Annotated in this window: 20 protein-coding genes; 6 read left to right on the top strand and 14 right to left on the bottom strand. The window is 38.2% G+C overall.

The annotated features are described in order from the left end of the window. Nucleotide 1 precedes the first annotated feature (1 nt). Together pheS and MKY77_RS17865 are read right to left on the bottom strand one after the other, a co-directional pair. Nucleotides 2-1,036 carry a phenylalanine--tRNA ligase subunit alpha gene (gene pheS, locus MKY77_RS17860; protein ID WP_223490528.1) on the bottom strand — a complete coding sequence of 345 codons (1,035 nt, stop codon included), beginning with the start codon at nucleotides 1,034-1,036 and terminating at the stop codon, nucleotides 2-4. Between the two features lie 526 nt (nucleotides 1,037-1,562). Beyond that, nucleotides 1,563-2,321 carry an RNA methyltransferase gene (locus tag MKY77_RS17865; RefSeq protein ID WP_339147120.1) on the bottom strand — a complete coding sequence of 253 codons (759 nt, stop codon included), beginning with the start codon at nucleotides 2,319-2,321 and terminating at the stop codon, nucleotides 1,563-1,565. 119 nt (nucleotides 2,322-2,440) lie between these two features. On the opposite strand from MKY77_RS17865, the gene sspI reads away from it, so the two are divergent. Then, a complete protein-coding gene (gene sspI / locus MKY77_RS17870; protein ID WP_010195705.1) occupies nucleotides 2,441-2,647 on the top strand; it encodes a small acid-soluble spore protein SspI in 207 nt (68 codons plus the stop codon). A 334-nt stretch (nucleotides 2,648-2,981) separates the two neighbouring features. Here sspI and MKY77_RS17875 read toward each other — a convergent pair whose 3' ends face one another. Together MKY77_RS17875 and MKY77_RS17880 are read right to left on the bottom strand one after the other, a co-directional pair. Continuing rightward, a complete protein-coding gene (locus tag MKY77_RS17875; protein WP_339147121.1) occupies nucleotides 2,982-4,067 on the bottom strand; it encodes a M42 family metallopeptidase in 1,086 nt (361 codons plus the stop codon). Nucleotides 4,068-4,139: 72 nt separating this feature from the next. After that, nucleotides 4,140-4,625 (bottom strand): dUTP diphosphatase, encoded by a 486-nt coding sequence (locus tag MKY77_RS17880; RefSeq protein WP_339147122.1) that lies wholly within the window; start codon nucleotides 4,623-4,625, stop codon nucleotides 4,140-4,142. A 112-nt stretch (nucleotides 4,626-4,737) separates the two neighbouring features. Between MKY77_RS17880 and MKY77_RS17885 the strand changes: the two genes are divergently transcribed. After that, nucleotides 4,738-5,130, top strand: coding sequence for a sigma-w pathway protein ysdB (locus MKY77_RS17885; RefSeq protein ID WP_339147124.1), 393 nt, complete (start codon nucleotides 4,738-4,740; stop codon nucleotides 5,128-5,130). Nucleotides 5,131-5,219: 89 nt separating this feature from the next. Here the strand turns inward: MKY77_RS17885 and MKY77_RS17890 are convergent, their stop codons facing one another. From MKY77_RS17890 to MKY77_RS17915, 6 genes are all read right to left on the bottom strand, one after another. Beyond that, nucleotides 5,220-5,795, bottom strand: coding sequence for a glycerol-3-phosphate responsive antiterminator (locus MKY77_RS17890; RefSeq protein WP_339147125.1), 576 nt, complete (start codon nucleotides 5,793-5,795; stop codon nucleotides 5,220-5,222). Nucleotides 5,796-5,874: 79 nt separating this feature from the next. Beyond that, a complete protein-coding gene (locus MKY77_RS17895) occupies nucleotides 5,875-7,572 on the bottom strand; it encodes an FAD-dependent oxidoreductase (protein ID WP_339147127.1) in 1,698 nt (565 codons plus the stop codon). A gap of 218 nt (nucleotides 7,573-7,790) precedes the next feature. Continuing rightward, a complete protein-coding gene (gene glpK / locus MKY77_RS17900) occupies nucleotides 7,791-9,320 on the bottom strand; it encodes a glycerol kinase GlpK (protein WP_339147128.1) in 1,530 nt (509 codons plus the stop codon). Nucleotides 9,321-9,397: 77 nt separating this feature from the next. Continuing rightward, a complete protein-coding gene (locus MKY77_RS17905) occupies nucleotides 9,398-10,225 on the bottom strand; it encodes an MIP/aquaporin family protein (RefSeq protein ID WP_339147130.1) in 828 nt (275 codons plus the stop codon). Between the two features lie 444 nt (nucleotides 10,226-10,669). Beyond that, nucleotides 10,670-11,125 carry a hypothetical protein gene (locus tag MKY77_RS17910; RefSeq protein WP_339147131.1) on the bottom strand — a complete coding sequence of 152 codons (456 nt, stop codon included), beginning with the start codon at nucleotides 11,123-11,125 and terminating at the stop codon, nucleotides 10,670-10,672. A gap of 56 nt (nucleotides 11,126-11,181) precedes the next feature. Then, entirely contained in the window at nucleotides 11,182-11,508 is a 327-nt protein-coding gene (locus MKY77_RS17915; RefSeq protein WP_339147132.1) for an antibiotic biosynthesis monooxygenase, read from the bottom strand. 478 nt (nucleotides 11,509-11,986) lie between these two features. Between MKY77_RS17915 and MKY77_RS17920 the strand changes: the two genes are divergently transcribed. After that, nucleotides 11,987-12,802 carry a glycoside hydrolase family 16 protein gene (locus tag MKY77_RS17920; RefSeq protein ID WP_339147133.1) on the top strand — a complete coding sequence of 272 codons (816 nt, stop codon included), beginning with the start codon at nucleotides 11,987-11,989 and terminating at the stop codon, nucleotides 12,800-12,802. Between the two features lie 220 nt (nucleotides 12,803-13,022). Then, nucleotides 13,023-14,093: a LacI family DNA-binding transcriptional regulator gene (locus MKY77_RS17925; protein ID WP_339147134.1), complete on the top strand. Its 1,071-nt coding sequence runs from the start codon at nucleotides 13,023-13,025 to the stop codon at nucleotides 14,091-14,093. Nucleotides 14,094-14,566: 473 nt separating this feature from the next. On the opposite strand, the gene MKY77_RS17930 is transcribed toward MKY77_RS17925, so the two are convergent. Genes MKY77_RS17930 through MKY77_RS17940 form a run of 3 tightly spaced genes read right to left on the bottom strand, consistent with a single transcriptional unit; the run spans nucleotide 14,567 to nucleotide 16,058 of the window. Next, nucleotides 14,567-14,938, bottom strand: a complete 372-nt coding sequence (locus MKY77_RS17930; RefSeq protein ID WP_339147135.1) for a DUF1304 domain-containing protein — start codon at nucleotides 14,936-14,938, stop codon at nucleotides 14,567-14,569. A 32-nt stretch (nucleotides 14,939-14,970) separates the two neighbouring features. Further along, entirely contained in the window at nucleotides 14,971-15,609 is a 639-nt protein-coding gene (locus MKY77_RS17935) for a nitroreductase family protein (RefSeq protein WP_339147136.1), read from the bottom strand. Nucleotides 15,610-15,623: 14 nt separating this feature from the next. Continuing rightward, on the bottom strand, nucleotides 15,624-16,058 hold the full coding sequence (locus MKY77_RS17940; protein WP_339147137.1) for a MarR family transcriptional regulator: 435 nt from the start codon (nucleotides 16,056-16,058) through the stop codon (nucleotides 15,624-15,626). Nucleotides 16,059-16,546: 488 nt separating this feature from the next. Here MKY77_RS17940 and MKY77_RS17945 point away from each other — a divergent pair, with 488 nt between their 5' ends. Beyond that, nucleotides 16,547-19,657: an ATP-binding protein gene (locus MKY77_RS17945; protein ID WP_339147138.1), complete on the top strand. Its 3,111-nt coding sequence runs from the start codon at nucleotides 16,547-16,549 to the stop codon at nucleotides 19,655-19,657. Between the two features lie 87 nt (nucleotides 19,658-19,744). Continuing rightward, the gene (locus tag MKY77_RS17950; RefSeq protein ID WP_339147140.1) at nucleotides 19,745-20,857 is read left to right on the top strand and encodes a response regulator; all 1,113 of its coding nucleotides are present in this window, start codon (nucleotides 19,745-19,747) and stop codon (nucleotides 20,855-20,857) included. A 24-nt stretch (nucleotides 20,858-20,881) separates the two neighbouring features. On the opposite strand, the gene MKY77_RS17955 is transcribed toward MKY77_RS17950, so the two are convergent. Further along, nucleotides 20,882-21,010, bottom strand: coding sequence for an anti-repressor SinI family protein (locus MKY77_RS17955; RefSeq protein ID WP_339147142.1), 129 nt, complete (start codon nucleotides 21,008-21,010; stop codon nucleotides 20,882-20,884). Nucleotides 21,011-21,192 lie beyond the last annotated feature (182 nt).

Consider the following 21,192-nt stretch of genomic DNA (forward strand, 5'->3'; position numbering starts at 1 on the left):
CTTAAACTCGATTGAATTGCTTCACGAAACGTTGATCGTTCGTGTAGAAATGGCGGATATCGTCAATGCCGTAACGAAGCATCGCAATACGTTCAGGTCCCATTCCAAAAGCAAATCCTTGATATTTTTTCGGATCATAACCGGACATTTCCAGTACGCGTGGATGAACCATACCCGCTCCAAGAATTTCAATCCAGCCAGTTCCTTTACACATGCTGCAGCCTTTTCCTCCACATTTCGCACATGTCACGTCAATTTCAACAGACGGCTCTGTGAACGGGAAGAAGCTAGGGCGGAGACGGATTTCACGATCTTCACCGAACATCTTTTTCGCAAATGTTTCAAGCGTTCCCTTAAGGTCACTCATGCTGATGTTCTCGTCTATAACAAGCCCTTCAATCTGTGTGAACTGGTGGGAGTGGGTCGCATCGTCATCATCACGGCGATACACCTTACCAGGACAGATGATTTTGATAGGTCCCTTTTCTTTGTTTGCTTCCATCGTTCTCGCTTGAACAGGGGAAGTTTGCGTTCTTAAAAGCACCTCATCTGTAATATAAAAAGAATCCTGCATGTCGCGAGCAGGGTGATCCTTAGGTAGGTTCAGTGCTTCGAAGTTGTAGTAGTCCGTCTCGACTTCCGGTCCTTCTGTGATCGTGTATCCCATCCCTAAGAACAGGTCTTCGATTTCTTCGATGACTTTTGTCAACGGATGAGGATTACCAGTTGGAGCCGGACGGCCAGGTAATGTTACATCAATTGTTTCAGAGGCAAGCTTCTTCGCTACCTCCGCTTTCTCAAGCTCAGCTTGTTTCGCTTCAATCTTTTCCGCAACATTTCCACGAACAACGTTAGCTAATGCTCCCATTTTCGGGCGCTCTTCTGCAGAAAGCTTACCCATTCCTTTTAAAATTTCCGTGATTGGTCCTTTTTTTCCCAGGTATGCCACACGGACTTCATTTAACTGCTTTAAGTCTTGCGCTTGTTCTACCTGCTCAATGGCAAGCGTCTCTAATTCCTTTAATCGTTGTTCCACATCTATTCCTCCTTGGTTCATTTTTGAGTACATAAGAGTAGGTTGTTGAAATTTCCAGCTGTTGATTGGAGCACAGGGCGAAGACTCCATGAGGGTGATAGCGGTAGACTTGAGACCCCTGAAGCGTTGTGAGGAGGCTCAAACCGCCCCTCGGAAAGCGAAGCCCAGTGCGGAAATCAACAGCGGCGTTTAGCAGAGCCTATAAATAAACAAAAAAACTCGCCCCTCAAAAAGGGACGAGATATTCGCGGTACCACCCTAGTTAACAAAGACAAAAAAACTCTTTGTTCGCTCTGTTCCAGATAACGGCTATCTAACCGGTCCACCTTTACAGCATCGCTTTAAGCACGCTGGTCCAAGTGTCACTCAAGAGGTGAAATATTCGCTCTTTCTTCCTTTAAGATGCTTTCAGTCTACGGCACCTTTTCCCTGATAAGGTCTGAAATGAGCTACTTGCCTCTCTCATTGCTTTGATTTGTATGTAACTATTTCTATATTATATTGAAAACATGTGCCGGATGCAACTCTATCCGCGTAAATAATACATTAAAATCCCTGCCGCAACGCCGACATTTAAGGATTCACTCTGACCATGAATCGGGATGTATAGGTTCTGGTCTGTCATGTCTAGATGTTCCTGAGCCATTCCTTTTCCTTCATTCCCAAGAATTAGCGCAAAAGTTCCGGATGGTTGGACTTCCTGATAAGGTACACCGTTTTGTAAGGAAGTTCCGTATACTGGTGTGTTAAGCTCTTTACACTGCTTGATGTAACTTTTTAGATCACCCCTTGCAATCGGCAGGTGAAAAATCGAACCTTGTGTGGAACGGATTACTTTGGAGCTGTATAGATCTGCGCAACCTTCTCCCAAGATCACCATATCCATTCCCGCAGCATCTGCTGTTCTTATCATGGTGCCCACATTTCCCGGATCTTGTACATTATCGAGTAAAAGAATTTTTTTATTGGGTTGGATAGTGTGTTCATTTTCTTCGGGAATGCGGCAAATTGCTGCGACTCCTTGTGGCGTTTCCGTCTCACTAATTTCTTTTAGGACATTGGGAACGGCATAGATTAGTTCCACATGGTTGAGATCCCATTCTTTTGGAATGGAGCGATCTTCGGAAATAATGATTTCTTCCACTAGATTGTCTATTTTCAATGCCTCTTCCACCAAATGAAACCCTTCAATGATAAATGTTCCCGTTTGTTCCCGTTCTTTCTTTTTCTGCAGCTTTTTCCACTGCTTTACTTTATTATTCTTAATGGATTCTATATGTTTCAATGATTGTTTCTCCTTTTCCGCTACTCACTATAAGCTATTATACGCATTTTGCACACATAATTAAACCATCTGTTGGACATGCTATGTGTTGATACTATTTTTCCTACGAGGTGATATGAATGAATTTAAATTTACGTCATGCGATTCGTCAGAATGTGGAAGGAAATTCTCAAGACCAGCTTAGAGAAACAATCTTAGATGCCATCAATAAAGGTGAGGAAAAAATGCTTCCAGGTTTGGGCGTGTTGTTTGAAGTGATTTGGGAGAATTCTTCTGAGCAGGACAAAGCTGAAATGCTCTCAACTTTAGAGGATGGATTGAAATAGTATTGGATTGAGGCAGCTCCTATTGGGGGCTGTTTTTATTTGAGTTGATAAGTTCTCCTGTATTTGGAACCACAATGTGTTAGGCCTAATGAGTAAATAATTTTTGATGTGGTGGAGTTCGTTGCTAAACCTAGAAATTCCTTTAATTCTTGATGAGTGATGTTTATTCCGAATAGTAGCTGATAATCTTCTAAGTTCCTGCCAAAACACCTCAAGTTCATGCCAAAAAAATTTGGACCTAATTTCTACCAATTAAGAGACCAAAAATCCCTAACTTCCTATATCTCAAAACGAAAGGCCCGCCATCTACAGCGGCAGGCCTTCAAAATAACTATCAATCAAACGTCAATCTGCTTACCGTATCAGCATCCAACTTCTTGATCACTTCTGCAATCAATTTCACCGCGTTTTCGTAGTCATCGCGGTGTAGCATTGCTGCGTGAGAGTGGATGTAGCGTGTTGCGATGGTGATGGATAGTGCAGGTACACCTTGAGCTGTCAGGTGGATGGCACCGGAGTCTGTTCCGCCTCCTGCAACAGAGTCGAATTGATATGGAATTTCCATTTCGTCGGCTACACCTGTTACAAAATCGCGTAATCCTTTATGGGAGATCATAGATGCATCATAAAGGATGATTTGTGGGCCTTTCCCCATTTTGCTTAGTGCTTCTTTTTCTGTCACGCCTGGAGTGTCTCCTGCGATACCCACGTCCACACCAAATCCAATGTCAGGTTGGATAAGGTTAGCGGAAGTTTTCGCACCACGTAAGCCGACTTCTTCCTGCACTGTACCTACTCCGTACACGACGTTCGGGTGGTCTGCGTCTTTCAACTGCTTCAATACGTCAATGGCGATGGCACAGCCGATGCGGTTATCCCACGCTTTTGCAAGCAACATTTTTTCGTTGTTCATTACAGTGAATTCGAAGTAAGGAACAACCTGGTCGCCGGGGCGCACTCCCCATTCTTGTGCTTCTTCACGGCTAGATGCACCGATATCGATGAACATGTCCTTGATATCAACCGGCTTTTTGCGCGCTTCCGGAGGCAGGATGTGTGGCGGTTTGGAACCGATCACACCTGTTACGTCACCTTTAGAAGTCACGATTGTAACTCGTTGTGCAAGCATTACTTGGGACCACCAGCCGCCAACTGTTTGGAAGCGAAGGAATCCGCGGTCATCGATATGGGTGATCATGAAGCCCACTTCGTCCAAGTGTCCTGCCACCATTACTTTTGGACCGTCCGCTTTACCGATTTTTTTCGCGATTAAGCTTCCCAATCCGTCGGTGAATACTTCATCAGCAAATGGCGTTATGTATTTTTTCATTACGTCGCGTGGTTCTTTTTCGTTGCCGGGAATACCCTTGGCATCTGTTAGATCTTTCAACATTGCTAATGTTTCATCTAGCTTTGTCATGTATTTCGACCCCCTTAATAAATATCAATCCAACAATTATTATACAGAAAACTCTTACTAATGTAAAAAGGATTAATAACCTTGCTCCTGACGCTCATGATTCACTTTGTTTTTTGCAAAGTAGGCTTCCTCCACTTCCTCCCACGAGAAGCCTAGCATTTCACCCAATTGCATATAGGAATCGACTAATACGTTATAGTTCTCTTCGGAAACATCATTTCTAAATATAGAAACAAGGTGATATACGATATTGAATTGTCCGGTTAGGGACTCCGCTTGCCCGGCAATTCCTCTTGATACTTCCCCATATCCGAACGTCAGTCCCAAAGATAAAATAAAGTGCACCCCGTCCACATATTCTTCTAAGATCACATTGCGTTCAGCAGGTGGTTTTACACTCCAGAACTTGAAGCATCGAGTCTCATTTGCCAGTTCACCAAGCTCCACAAGCAAGGCCAATATCTTTTCTTCTACTAAATTCTCTTTTATTAAACCGTGCTGGGATTCAATTTTCTCATCTAGCTCTCTTTGCATGTCATATAACTTCTGTAAATTCATAAAGTACCGCCTTTTTTAAAAATTTTATAAAAAAATGAAACCTTTTCATACCTCCACCCGTATATTAGGTATTTTATAATAAATCTTTTAATTTTGCGAAGGAGTAACAACTATGTTTATGATTCTCATTCGTCTTGCTTTACTTGCACTTGTTGCGTTTATTATCTATTCTATTTTCAAGTACCTCCTGAATCCGAAGAGGAAGCTTGAAATCGCACATGAACAGAAGAATTTCTTCCTGTTAGATCAGAAAAGCAACGTGCGTAAGAATTTCCTTCTCACTTACAAAGGCGTCATGTTTGAAGGAGAAAAATATCTAGGCACGACGGACAGGGCATTTGAAGTCATCTCCATTTTTATTTGGCCGAAGAATACGGAAAAGTTACAAGGTCTTAAGAAACATGATTTTGAATTTATCCAAAATGAGGTTCGAAAACAATATCCAGATGCTTTAATCGATTGGAAGAGTCCGATTAAAGAGTTTTTAAAAGAGGAAAGAGGTTAACGCTGATATATTGGCGTTAACCTCTTTTTAACTTTAAGTTGCTTTAAAGCCTCTTTATTATTTTTCTAAAAAAGTTAGTATCTTCAATTTCAGTTATTAACTTGTAAAGACGATTCCCTGTAACTCCAGAGGGTAATATTTGATGTTGTAACAGCTTTGGCACCTGCATCAAGAGCCTGCTTCACATCTTCTTCATTAACAATTAATCCACCCGTTATGATCTCGATATTTGTATCGTTTCTAACCTTCTCAATATATTTTGGTAATACGCCTGGTAACACTTCGATAAAATCCGGCTGGACGTTGGCAGCCAACTTATAGCTCGTTTCCATAGCAATCGTATCAATGAGAAATAAACGCTGAATCGCTATAACATTATTTTTTTTCGCTGTTTTAAGTACATCTCCCCGTGTGGAAATCAGACCTGCCGGCTTTAGGTTTTGACATAAAAATTCTGCAGCATTTTTATCACTTTTTAAGCCCTGAATTAAATCAGCATGTAAAATGATTTTTTTCTTCCTATTCGCGGCATATTTCATTACACTAGCCAACTTTGAGATGTGGATCTCAAGTATGACAATATATTCATAATTACTTTCAAGTACGATTTCAAAATCTTTCATCCTTTTGATTGCAGGAAGAACCTTCTGACCATTAAAGTCCATATACACCCTCCAGTATTGAAATTCTTAATGGAATTCAATATACCATTAAATACTATTACCTATAAATAAAATAAAAAAGTTAACTGCTGAATATCAGATTCTCCTCTTCCTCTTCCATTACTATTCCAGTTGCATCTATTATCCGTTTCTCTAACTCCTCTGAATAATGATACTTTTGTTCCTTGGACCATTGAAGGTAATCAGCCATAAATGAAATCACTTTTCCCTTCCATTGGTACACCCTATCTATATCAAACAATAAGTAACTGGTTCTGCGAAGGAAAAAATCTGTAGGACTTGTAACCATTTCATGTTCTATTCCATAAATCAGTGCTGCCAATAAGTCCTTTGGTAAATTTGACGCCTCGTTTTTTTCATTTTTCCTCATAATGTCATAGATGAAAGAGATGTTGGAACCATAGCATTCAATCAGTTTTCTAGCATCCGCTTCAGCAAGACCGAGTTTCATACCTGCTTGTACCTGTTCTTTCAGATACAGCTTGAAATTATCAGAACCACCAACGCTGCCTCCAGACAGCTTCATCTTATCCGTTGTGCATCCTGGGTAGCGTACACCTGTTTCTGCTTCTAATTCTTTCGTAACAAGATTCACTACTTTTTCAGCCATTTTTCTGTATCCTGTTAATTTGCCTCCTGCAATCGTAATAAGGCCTGTTGGTGAATGGAAAATCTCATCTTTGCGGGAGATATCGGATGGGTCTTTCCCTTCTTCATGAATTAACGGTCTTAAGCCTGCCCAGCTTGATTCCACATCCTGTTCCGTTAGGTGAAGGTTTGGAAATAAATGATTAGTCGCCTTCAGAATATAATGAAGGTCCTCTTTTGTCATTCGAGGATGAACAGGGTTTTCCATGTATGTGGTATCAGTGGTACCTACATACGTTTTCTCTCCACGCGGAATTGCAAAAAGCATACGTCCATCCGCATATGGTGTATCAAAATAGACCGCTTCTGATAAAGGGAAGCGTTTTTTATCAATGACTAGATGGACACCTTTTGTTAAATGAAGATATTTTCCTTTCTTTGACTTATCCAAATCCCGTAATCCATCTACCCAGGGTCCAGTTGCATTGACTATTTTTTTCGCATAGATGTCCCTTGTTTGTCCAGTTTTCATATCGAGAATCTCAACACCGACTGCTTTCCCATTCTTATAAAGAAAATTTACCGCCTTTACATAGTTCGCCGCTAATACTCCTTTTTCGAAAGCTTTTTTTATAATTTCCAACGTTAAACGCGCATCATCAGTCCGATATTCCACATAAACCCCAGATCCTTTTAAGTCCTCTTTTTTCAATAAAGGTTCTCTTAACATTGTATTTGCTACAGATAACATTTTACGACGCTCAGATTTTTTTACACGTGCCAAGAAATCGTACATGCCTAAACCTATTGATGTTGAAAGTTTACCAAACGTTCCATTTTTATATATCGGGAGCATCATCCAAACAGGTGTCGTTACATGTGGGGCATTTTCATACACAATAGCACGTTCGCGTCCAACCTCTGCCACAAGTTTTATTTCTAATTGCTTCAGATAACGAAGCCCGCCATGAACAAGCTTAGTCGATCTGCTTGAAGTGCCCGCAGCAAAATCTTGCATCTCTATTAATCCCGTCTTCAACCCCCGTAATTGGGCATCAAGGGCTATCCCTGCCCCTGTTATTCCTCCACCAATAATTAGTAAATCTAATTCCCCTTCCCCCATATCCTCCATAATAGTTGCACGATTTTTATTTGAAAAATGTATACTCATCCTTCTCTCCCTTTTCCACCATATTTTTTTTAGTAAGGCTGTTTCTTTGTTGCTTTTTTTATTATCTGTCGTGCTTTGCAGGGCCAATAAAAAAAGAGACCACAACAGTCTTGTAAACACATTAAAAATGTTTACAAGATGCCGTGGTCTCCTCATATACCCAGACCTTTTATTAACTTATCATCAGTCTAACACATCATGAATTTCTTCGTAAAGAGTTATACAGATTGCTCTTCTTTTAGTGACCGAACAACCGGTTTGAATCCCATAGTCGATTCAACAGCTTTTTTCCATCCATCATATAAATTCGTACGTGTTTCTTCGTTCATCGTTACCTCAAATGTATGATCGATCATCCAGTTTTCAGCAATTTCATCACGACTTTTCCAAAAACCGATTGCAAGACCGGCTAAATATGCTGCACCAAGTGCCGTCGTTTCATTTACTTGCGGGCGTTCAACAGGGACATTGAGTATATCACTTTGGAATTTCATTAAGAAGTTATTTTTAACTGCACCACCATCAGTACGAAGCTTTTTCAGTTTTATTCCTGAATCCGCCTCCATTGCCTGTAATACATCTCTTGTCTGATACGCAAGAGATTCAAGTGTTGCACGGATAAAATGCTCTTTTGACGTACCGCGTGTTAACCCGAAAATTGCACCTCTGGCATCGCTATCCCAATAAGGAGTTCCAAGTCCAACAAATGCTGGGACAACGTAGACCCCGTCTGTTGATTCTACGCGAGTCGCATACTCTTCCGTATCCGGAGCTGCTTTAATCATCCGTAATCCGTCACGCAACCATTGAATGGCTGATCCAGCTACAAAAATACTTCCTTCTAAAGCATACTCAACCTTCCCGTCAATTCCCCAAGCTATTGTTGTCAATAAGCCATTTTTGGACGGAACTGGCGTCTCACCCGTATTCATTAACATGAAGCAGCCTGTACCATAAGTGTTTTTCGCCATGCCCTTCTCAAAGCATGCTTGACCGAATAAAGCCGCTTGCTGATCGCCTGCTGCTCCTGCGATCGGCACAATCTCCCCAAAGAAATGGTAATCTGCCGTATGGGCATATATTTCCGATGAAGAACGTACCTTTGGCAGCATCGATGCAGGAACATCTAAAATATCCAGCAGCTCCTGATCCCATTTCAGATCATAAATATTATACATAAGCGTTCTTGAAGCATTTGTATAATCGGTTACATGTGCCATTCCTCCACTCAGCTTCCAGATTAACCATGAATCAATCGTCCCAAAAAGCAGCTCACCATTTTCAGCTTTTATTCTAGCACCATCCACTTTGTCTAATATCCATTTCACTTTTGTGCCTGAAAAATATGCATCTATTAATAAACCTGTTTTCTTTCTAAATAATTCATTATGCCCTTTGGCTTTGAGCTCTTCACAAATATCAGCTGTTTGACGTGATTGCCATACAATCGCATTATAAACTGGCTTTCCAGTATTCTTATCCCATACAACTGCAGTTTCTCTTTGATTCGTAATACCAATTGCAGCAATTTCACTCGGCTTCACTTCCGCCTCCGATAAGACACCCGCAATAACAGCAAGAACTGACCCCCAAATTTCATTTGCATCATGCTCGACCCAGCCCGGCTTAGGAAAATACTGTGTAAATTCCTTTTGGGCAGTATGAACAATCTCCCCGCCTTTGTTAAACAAGATTGCCCTTGAGCTGGTTGTACCTTGGTCTAAAGCAAGAATGTATTTTTTTTTCATCTCATTTCCCCCTCAATATGTTCGTATATCATTCAAAACGATATCCACTAACTTAAAAACCAATGTTATCTATTACTTTAGGATGCTGCCTTCTTTTTCGCTTCTATTTCCACCGGTGTTGCAACTGGCATCACTTTTGCCGCTATAACTACAGCCGCTATAACTAGAGTAAGAATGAATAAACCTGTCTCAGATCCATTGGTAAACACTACCTGATAAAACTTCGCCCCTAAAACTCCTCCAAGGAATGGACCTACAACTGGAATCCATGCATATTTCCAATCAGATGAACCTTTCCCCGCAATCGGTAACAAAGCATGTGCAATACGTGGACCTAAATCACGAGCAGGGTTTATCGCATATCCCGTTGTACCGCCAAGTGAAAGTCCGATTGCTACAATAAAGAAACCGACGATTAATGGATTTAACCCTTCTGTAAATTCATTCGCACCAATACATAGAAGACCAAATAGTAAAATCGCTGTACCCAAAATTTCACTAATTAAATTTGATGGAGTGTGGCGTATAGCTGGACCTGTTGAAAATACTGCTAGTTTTGCTCCCTGGTCCACTGTTTCTCTCCAATGTGGCAGATAATGCAAGTAAACAATTGTAGCTCCTATGAATGCCCCCAGTATCTGCGCTGCAATATAACCTGGCACTTCCGCCCAGGCAAATTCCCCAATGGACGCCAATCCAAGCGTTACCGCTGGATTAAGATGTGCTCCACTAATACCTCCCACAGCATAGACACCAAATGCTACAGCAAACCCCCATCCCATTGTAATGACAATCCATCCGGAGTTTTCCGCTTTTGATTTTTTTAGAACGACGCCTGCAACAACTCCTCCTCCAAAAATAATTAAAATCATCGTACCAATTACTTCACCTAAAAAAGCAGACATTTATTTTCCTCCCTTAAAATAATATAAAAGTTTACATATTTGGAAGCGGTTTCTTTCAGAAGCAAAAAAGACAGCTTTTGTACCAAAGTGGAAGGATTTCCCCTTTGGTACAAAAAGCTGTCTCTCAAAGACTCATCAGCTAATTTATAAACTTTCTTAAATTATACACGAGCCCCTGCAAGTTTGTAAATTACTATTATATTTTTTTGAATATTCGTTCACTTCATTATCATACCTTGTCAACGCTTCATCAAGAGTAAGCCAACGTTTCCCCTTTTTACAAAATGAACTCAAAAATCTTTATTACATCATCTCAAATTTCCATTGTTTCCACAATAAGTTAGTTCGGGTAAACTAGCGCCAAAATAAAAAACGAGCGCTGATCCTTGTTAAAGGTTCGCGCCATTATCTTGAATAACTAATTGTTTTAAGGCTGCCATATTTCTAACATATTCCCATCTGGATCGCAAAATTTAAAGTTAGATCCAAAAGCATATTTTTCGGACTTTCAGATACAATGTTTACTCCATTTTCCTCCTTGAAACGATTGTACATTTCTTGGATACGGGGAGTAATGAAACAAACTATAGGGTGTCGATCACTGTTTTCATCCGTAAAACCTAAACTCCCGGCCCCTCCCTTTGCGGTCACAAGAAATATAGCTGGTACCGTTTGCCTTAGACCCGGTCCAGGAAAATTCCCATTATGATCAGGAAATCTTAAGATCGATTTTTCCATCCCCGGCTTAACAGGATTATGGTTTGTAGGTTCATAACCTAAATTTTTTTGATACCATTTAATAGACTCGTAAACGTTTTTGACGGGAATATAAATACAAGTTACGCCTGTAATGTCTTTTTCCAGTTTTTCCTCCATTTTGATTTCTTCATTAATTTGCACTTTCTTATTTCTTCCCTCTCATTTCACTCACGGGCTTCAAGAAGACAAGATATGAATTACATTTCGAAAAACCTATCTCTCTCCACTTTACAGACTCTAAGAGCAAAATTTTTATACCATTCTGTTTTTCCTCTGTCTTGTACAACTTGATGTGCTAAATGTTCTTTCCATTTCTTTATCGAATCAAGAGATTCCCAGTAAGAAACTGTGATTCCCAATCCCTCATCACGAGCACTTTCCACACCTAAGAAACCTTCCTGTTGAGAAGCTAACTCTACCATTTTTTCAGCCATTTTCCCATAACCTCTGTCATTCTCAGTTCGTTGTGAAGCAAATATTACCGCATAATAAGGCGGATGAGGAGTTTTAGCAATTCCACTCATAATTTAATTCCCCCTAGTTTTTAAAACATGATTGTAAAAAGTAACAACTGAATTTTAAGCCAATGCTGATAATCTGCCACACTGCCAGTTCCTAACCCTCTTTAATCCACTTATCAATTATAGATGTTGCCTTTTTCTTTTCGACACAAAAACAACACTTTAGAATAATCATATTCAAAGGGGCAAAGCTTTCCAACTTTCATATAGTTCCATACTTTTATTTCTCATGACAACAATGTATTGTAGTTTATTTACAGTTATTATATAATTTTAAGTGTAAGCGATTACAACACCTAAGAATAGTTTGCGAATAGAAAATATTAAAGGATAGGAGATGGTGCTTTCAATTAATTTAATAATATTTTATCCATTCTACGAGATTAGCTTTATTTTTTTGAAAATTAATTAACGCGCGTTAGTTGAATAGAATAACATATTTTTTTACATGAATTTAACGCGCGTTAGTAGGAGGTTAAGTATGTTAAAGAAAAAGGTATTTGTTTTATTAACGATGTTTTCATTATTGTTTGGAGGAGTTATGACTGGTGCAAAAGCAGCAGAAAGACCAATTGGGACTGCATTTCTTGAAACATTTGATTCTTATGACTCAGAACGTTGGTCCAAAGCAGGAATTTGGACAAATGGAGAAATGTTTAATGCGACATGGTATCCAGAACAAGTTACAATTTCTGAAGGTACAATGATGTTGCAAATTGATAAAGAAGACGATGAAACCGCAAGCCAACAATACAAGGCTGGAGAACTTCGGACAAACGATTTCTATCATTACGGGTTGTTTGAAGTGAGTATGAAACCTGCAAAATCAACTGGAACCGTCTCTTCATTATTCACTTATACTGGACCTTGGGATTGGGATGGTGATCCATGGGATGAAATTGACATCGAATTTTTAGGTAAAGATACCACTAAAATACAATTTAATTATTTTACAAACGGAGTAGGCGGGAATGAGCATTACCATGAATTAGGATTTGATGCAGCAGATGACTTCAATACGTACGCATTTGAGTGGAGACCAGATTCTATTCGTTGGTTTGTAAATGGTGAACTGGTTCATACGGCAACAGAAAATATACCACAAACTCCACAGAAAATAATGATGAACTTATGGCCTGGTATTGGAGTTGATGAATGGACTGGTAAATTTAATGGAGCAGATACCCCTGTAATTTCCCAGTACGATTGGGTGAAGTATACACCACTTGATGAACTAGATTGTTACAATGAGAAAAATCATAAGCACAAGAAACATAAGAAAACTAAGATTCAATAGATACTTCAAGGGTTTAATTGTGAAACATCACATGTAATACTGAGGTTGTCGCAATGGGTAAAAGCTTTGTGGCAACCTTTTTATAAAGGGAATGAATGGTCTTTTACCATATAATTTTTTGAAATAGATACATCAGAAGCATGCTTTAGTAATTATGCAAACATACTGAAAAATTTGGTATAATAAGGGGAAATATATGATTTAGTAGGTGTAAGGTTGTATGCGTAGTGAAGATTTAGCTAAACTTCTAGGTATTTCAAGAAGCACTATTTCGAGAGTAATTAATAATTATCCCGATATACCTCAAGCAACTCGTGATAAGGTATGGAAGGCAATTAAGGAGTATAATTATGTTCCAAATGCTTCTGCCCGTAAACTTGCAGGAATAAGAAATAATATGATCGCCATATTTGTATTTGATGTAAAAGAAGGGAGTGCCCCACACCACTTAAAAACAACAGATGATACACTTATATATAATAATCCTTTTTTCTCACCTATCATTAATGCAATTAGTGACCAAGCAAATAAATTAGACTATTATGTGTTAATTTCAATTGTCTATTCAAAAGATGACGTAAAAAGAGTGGAGAATGTTTTTTCGCAAAAAATGATAGATGGTGCCATCTTTGTTGGAACCGAAGATACAGATAACGAATTACTCTTTAAGCTTATTGAACAGGAGTATTTTCTTGCTCTAATTGATACAAATGACATTCATAATATAAATCATAATGCTATCTATGTAAATGCAAATAACTATGAAGGTAGTTGTAAGGCTATTTCATATTTAGTTGAATTGGGCCATAAAAAAATTGGTATGATTACTGGAAATTTAAAAAAGTTATCTGCAATGGAAAGACTAGAGGGTTATAAAGATACATTAAAAAAGTACAATATAATACTAGATGAAAATTTCATATATGAAGGGGACTTCATGGAAAGTAGTGGTTATAATGGGGCCAAGTATATTTTAGGTAAACCTAATCCTCCAACTGCACTATTTTTGAGCAATGATACAATGGCCGTAGGTGCTTATAAAGCCGTAGAAGAATTAGGGCTCAAAATACCGGATGATATTTCTATTATAGGCTTTGATAATGCCATTTTTTCGCAATATTTATCTCCAGCATTAACGACAGTTGATATGCCATTTGCTGAATTAGGGAAAAAAGCAGCAACATTATTAATAGAATCAATTGAGCAAAAGACACAACGCGGAAATGTAGAAAAGTTGAAAGTAAATCTAATCGAGAGAGAATCATGCCAACGATTTAAATCTCGATTATGAATTTGAGTTATTAGGAAACTTCGAGAAGTTCCTAAAGGAAAAATAGACATTATTTACTTTAACAACCACTCCTACATAAAACGTAAGGAGTGGTTGTTGTTGGTTTGGAACAAAGTTTGATCAAAAATACGCCCTAACCCAGCATGTTAATCCATTTTGAAAAAAGTTTGATTGAAATGGATTCTTTTTCAACAGATTTAAGATTGGTTTTTATAAAAAAGATTGATCATTTTCTATCTTTAATCTTCAACAACCGCTCCAGGTTGTTAATAATTGTTAAAATCGACTCGCATTTATTGAACATTTTGCACCTGTTTAACAAGATTCAATATTACTTACTTTTTCTATGATTAAAGATAATTCTTCCAAATCATCGAATAGTAAATCCGTTTCCATTGCCCCATTGTAAGTCCATTTTCATTCAGATACATCACTTCTTTGATTTAACAAGTTGTTATTAATAAGCTCGGGTTCTACATTACAGATAAAAGGGCAACCAATGCTAAAATAGCTGGAAGTCCTTGTTTCACAATAATTGATTTGTTGGATGTAAAGCCTCCGAAAATAGCTGCCACCACCACACAAATTAAGAAAAACAACTGAATCATATAACCAATTGAATTGAATCCAAGTATGAGTCCCCAAATAAGACCAGCTGCTAAAAATCCATTATATAGCCCTTGATTTGCAAACATGACGGCTACATTTCGATCTCCTTCTAAATGCTTCGGTAAATTGAAAGATCGTTTTGCCATTTTTGAATCAATAAAAAATATTTCAAGTATCATAATAAATAAATGTTCTAATGCTACGATCCCAACTAAAATCGCCGCTAGTATTTCCACAGACCACACTGCCCTTTCCTAATCAATTTGTATTATTTCCATTGTGCAATTCTATCGACAGGGAGACGGTATGAAGCATATCCTTCGTCAGCTGCTTTTCCGATGGAAAGAAGCATGACCGGTACATAGCGCTCTTTTTCCAATCCGAAGATTTCAGCGATATTTTCTTTATCATAGCCCCCAATTGGGTTTGTATCATATCCGTGTGTACGTGCTGTCAGCATAAGCTGCATGGAGACGAGGCCAGCGTCAACCAGAATGGTTTCCCGATTTACTTGGGCCGGAAGCTGCTCAAAATGTGCCATTAAAGCCTCCATTTGCCTGTCTTTTACCTCCTGTGGCATGTAGCCTAGGTCAACGGCTTTTGAGTAAATTCCTTCTAAATAGTCTGCATTGTTCATATCTGCAAATACTGCAATTACGGCAGATGAAGTGGTGACTTGTGACTGATTAAATTTAGCAAGCTTCGTTAGTTTCTCTTTACCTTCTGGGCTTTCAATGACAAGAAAACGCCATGGCTGTGCATTGACTGAAGATGGAGCAGTAGTCGCTTCCTCTAGTATTTCAGTCATCTCTTCTTTGCTGATTTTGACTGATGGATCATAGTTACGAATGGATCGTCGCCCTTTCATGATTTTCATAAAATCGTTTGTTTTTAATGAAGTTATCATGTGTAAACACTCCTCTATACTTTAATATTTTCTATATTTTTCTGCATCTGCAACAAAACATCCTTAAGAACAAGACGTTTTTCTTCGCTGATATTTGCGAACATTTCCTTTATGAAACGCTCTTTTTCTTTTTTAGAAGACTCGATTCTCTCTCGCCCTTGCTCAGTTAAGTGAACAAGTATTATACGATTGTCCACAGACTTCCTTCTTCTAGACACCATTCCTTTGGATTCAAGCTGTTTGACGTGTCTTGTAATAGCAGCACCATCGATATTCATCTTTTTTTGAAGGTCACTTTGACTAATTTCATCAAACTGATAAAGCAAAGCGAGTAACTCTAAACGAGTTTGGCTGATACCGGTACATACTTCAAACTTCGTGCTAATCACTTTGTTTACGGATTGCAGTTGATATAATATCTCAGCTTCTTGTGAACAGAATATTGTCAAAACCCATTCCTTCTTTCATGTTGAATAAATATTTGATAGGTCAATAATTGATACATCAAACAATTTAACTTATTTATATTAAAAATGCAAGTATTTAATCCTACTTTTCCTAACGAAACTACATTACCTAAAAATGAACTGAATTCCATAAATAGCCAAAGAGAATTATCATTTTTATGTTCTAGGAACTGTTAGCTTATTAGGATGTGGTGGTACCCCTTATTTGAATAGTTGCTCCAGAAATCTGGCCCTAATGCTGAACAAGAAACAAACTCTTATCATTTCCGAATTATTAATCAAATCTTATTAATTACTATTCTTTATACTCAAACTCTAAAAGAAACTTTGGTTAAAGGCTCCCTTTCTCTAATAGTATTTATTATTATCACCTTTAGTATTGCAAATAACTTCCTAATCTGGCAACTTATATAAAGGAAGAACTATACATAAATAAAAGTTTTTTTAGAAGGAGTAATTTAGGATAGATTATGGGAAGAGAAAACATCTCTATGCGAAGAATCCTGACAATTGTTATTGTCTTTATTATTTTCCTTACAAGCTTTCGAGCCATTTGGTTTATCAACCATTTACCGCTAAATCAACCATTTGCTGAGCAAGGAATCTTTGACATTTCTCAGCTTCCATTGTCTGATAAAGCCACAGTTGCCCTTGATGGGGAATGGTCATTTTATCCGAATGTATTTGCTACGCCTAAAGAGCTGGAAGCTGCGGCAGATCAGAGAACCATTCAAGTCCCGCGCGGGTGGAGGGAGTTTCCCACTTTTGCAAACCAAAAGGAACAAGTAGGCACTTACGAATTGTGGATCCATGTACCAGACGACAAAGAGCGATACGGTTTGAAAGTTAGGCGAATTGCAGGCTCTTTTATCCTATACGTAAACGGAGATCAAATCGAACAGCGTACTGCTCCTAATGAAACAATGAAGATTCAGCAGTCCTCACTTGTATCGTCCATTTTAACAGTGACGCCTGATGAAACGGGATGGATTCACCTAGTAATTGCTGTTTCTTCTAGTAATGAAATCTATGATGGTGGTATATTAAATTCGATCCGCTTCGGAACAGAAGCCGCTATCATTCAAGAGCATTGGAGATCAGTGGCTATGCAGCTTATGGTGGCTGCGATCATGCTGATTAACGGGATATATGCCTGTATTCTTTATTTCATTCGCCCGAAAAAAATCGAGCTATTGTATTTTATGGTGGCCGTGTTACTATCCTCTCTATCCGTTTTGGTTAGTGATGATCACCTCATTTTCCATTGGATACCATTAAACTATGAACTGTTTGTTAAGCTTGCGTATCTGTCGTATACCGGTCTTTCCCTTTTCTTTTTATTGTTTGTGAGGTATCTATTTACTAATTACAATCGAAATCAAGTAGTCCGATGGATTTCTGGACTTTGCGGGTTATACGCGGTGTTTATTGTCATATCTCCTGCCACAATGATACGGGAATGGTCCATATTGCTGCTATTTGTACTTGCAATACCGTTTACAGCCATCATTTTACTTGTGACTCAAGTAATCGTAAAAAAAGAGAAAGATTCCCTCTTTTTACTGCTCGCTGCTATTAGTGTGGCTTCAAGCATCCTATGGTCATCCTTTGCAAACAGAGTGCACTCATTCGATTTAGGGATAATTAGCATGATCGATCCTAGCTTTTATCCAGTTGATTTGACGCTTGCATTTTTGACGTTTTCTACCTTTTGGTTTATTCGCTTCTTTCGCGCAGATGACGACATTCGTGAGCTCGTGGAAAAGCTTCAAAAGGAGCATGTTAAAAAAGATCAATTTTTAGCCAATACTTCCCACGAGCTTCGTAATCCTCTGCACGGGATGATCAATATGGCGCAAAGCGTCATTGACCAAGAAAAGTCACGACTTACGTCTCAAAGCAAAAAAAATCTAGGGCTTCTCATGATCATAGGTCGGCGGATGTCCTATTTATTAAACGATTTAATTGATGTCACGAAAATGCAGCAAAACAAAATCAGCTTGAATAAACAGCCAATCGCCCTTCTTCCTACCGTAACAACCGCTGTCAATGTTCAACGGTTTATGATGAACGCGAAGAATCTTCACTTTCAGTTAGACATCCCTAAGGACTTTCCGCGTGTTTATGCGGATGAAATCCGGCTCGGACAAATTATTTTTAATTTGCTTCATAATGCGGTGAAATTTACAGAGAAAGGGGTAATCGCGGTTGAAGCAGAGTTGCGAAAAAATCAGGCAGTCATCCGTATCAAGGATTCAGGCATCGGAATGAATCAAGAAACACAGAAGCGGGTTTTCCTTCCGTATGAACAAGGAACAAAGGATTTCTACGATGAACAAGGTGGATTTGGGCTGGGGCTGAGCATTTGCCGTGAGTTAATCACGATGCATAACGGAACCTTAACCGTTCAATCCACACCTTTAAAAGGCTCCGTATTCACCTTTACATTACCGCTCGCTCAGGATGATGAGAGGAAGCTTGAAGAAAAAAGTTATACTCCGTCCACCAGCCAAGAAGACATGGTTTATCAAGAGATAGCTGCATCAGAAGTTCACATGCCTACAAAGAATGAGCATGGTCATAACAAGCCAAAAATCTTGGCCGTTGATGATGATCCAGTGAACCTTCATGTTCTTAAAAACATTCTCTTAACGGAAGGGTATTCAATTGAAACAGCCACAAGCGGTGAAGATGTTTTAAAGCGGTTGGACGAAGGTTGGGATATAATTATTGCCGATGTGATGATGCCTGCAATGTCCGGCTACGAATTAACAAGAAAAATCCGAAACCATTTTTCTATTTCTGAGCTTCCGATTTTATTATTAACAGCTCGAAGTAAACCAGAAGAAGTGTATACAGGGTTTCATGCAGGGGCGAACGATTATCTCGCCAAACCAATGGATGCGTTGGAACTAAAGGTACGAATTCGCAGTTTGATCGAACTAAAGCATTCAATACAGGAACGTTTAAGAATGGAAGGTGCATGGCTGCAATCACAAATTCAGCCACATTTTCTCTTTAATACTTTAAATTCGATTGCTGCACTAGGGGTTACCGATACATCCAAAATGCTTATGTTACTCGAAGAATTCAGCAATTATTTACGATTAAGTTTTGATTTCAATAATGCAGAACCGCTTGTTCCATTATCAAATGAGCTTTCGCTTGTACAATCGTATTTATATATTGAAAAAGAGAGGTTTAATGAGCGTATTACAGTTAATTGGGAGCTTAAATACAGGGGTGAGTGGGTGATTCCACCTTTAACAATTCAGCCGCTTGTCGAAAATGCAGTTAAACATGGAATTTTAACGAAGCCGGAAGGAGGTACAATTTCTATAAAACTATCAAATGAACAGGTTGGGTTAAAAGTCGAAATTAGTGATGATGGTAAAGGCATAAGTTCAGAAAAGCAACACAATCTGTTTACATTTGTAAAATATGAACAAAGTAGAGGTATAGGGCTTATTAATGTTGATCGCCGTTTGAAGCAAATGTACGGTCAAGGATTAACCATCCGCAGTAAATTAGATCAAGGAACAACGATTTCGTTTTTAATTAGGAATGATAAGAGAAAATGACCATCCTTTATCATCTTTCGCTTTTTCCTTGGTTCGGTTTTATTGATTGTAAAATAATGGTGTACCCAGAACTAAAGGAGACATGAAATGATTAAAGCAATAGTAGTTGATGATGAGATATTAGCATTAAATTACTTAACGAATCTACTTCGAACATTTCCTTTGATTCATATTATCAATACTTATACAAATAAAACTAATATTTTAGAAGATATTCAGAAGCAATCTGTTGATGTAGTATTTTTAGATATTGAAATGGCTGATGGAAACGGCTTAGATTTGGCAGAGGACATTTATTCTTTATCTCCATCTATTCAAATTGTTTTTGTAACTGGATATGCAAAGTATGCGGTAAAGGCTTTTGAAATTAATTCAATTGATTATTTATTAAAACCAGTTACGCCCAGACGATTAGCTATAACCATAAAGCGATTATCGGAAAAAAGCACCGACAATAAAGTCAACCGGAAATCGGAGAATGAGTCATTATTTATTCAGTGCTTTCGTGAATTCCAGCTTTTTAAAGATGGTGAACCGCTCCATTTTAAAACTGCAAAAGTAAAGGAGTTATTCGCATATTTTGTAACCTTTATGAACTCATATATACCTCGTGACCGTATTATAGAGAGCCTATGGCCTAATCAAGATTGTAAAAAAGCGAAAATCAACCTCCATACATGCCTAACCCATTTGCGGAAATTATTGAGCACACTTGGATATTCCAATTGTATTAAATTCTCAAATCAGAGCTATATTTTATCACTGGATTACATTCGATGCGATTTAACTTTGTTCAATGAGGCAGTAATAAATATAGAAATGGTAAATGAATCAAATATACCGCACATCGATGAAGTACTAAAACTCTATACTGGTTCATATATGGAATGGAACCACTATGACTGGACAAATGAAATCGCACAAGAAAAAGAAAATTACCTAATTGGCCTTTTAGAAAAAGTAATAGATTACTATAGTGGAGATAATTTCAATAAAGCATTACGTTATCTTCATTTTCAAAGAAAGTTAGCACCATACTTAGATATAAATATTGAGCGTACCATGCATCTTCTCATTCAAAAAGGAAATCACGCTGAAGCATTGAAAACATATAATGATTATAAGCAAAAGCTTTCCGAAGATTTAGGGGTAGATCCCGGAGAACGTCTAACAGCACTTTATCGTTCGCTACTGAAATAAATAATAACGCCCATGGGCCTTTATTCAATCCGTTTTAATAAAGGATTGAATAAAGGTCCTTACTTCTTCAATACCCAAGCCTAATTTCTTCGCTTCCATTATTAAAGATACCCACTCTTTATCTAATTGATATTTTTTTAAGCTATCATTCATATTTTTCATCCCCCTTATTATATGCCTTCCATTTTATCTTTTACTTCTTAAAAATCTCTTAAATGAATTTTTCATCCTGTATGCAAAGAACAACAGGGCTGTTTGACAACCTTTATTTTACTAAAGTGTAACAGACAATCATGCAAAATTTTAGGCACATAAAGAATGAAAACGCATGGAAA

Source organism: Sutcliffiella sp. FSL R7-0096, from assembly GCF_038595065.1.
In the GTDB taxonomy this organism is placed as follows: Bacteria; Bacillota; Bacilli; order Bacillales; family Bacillaceae_I; genus Sutcliffiella_A.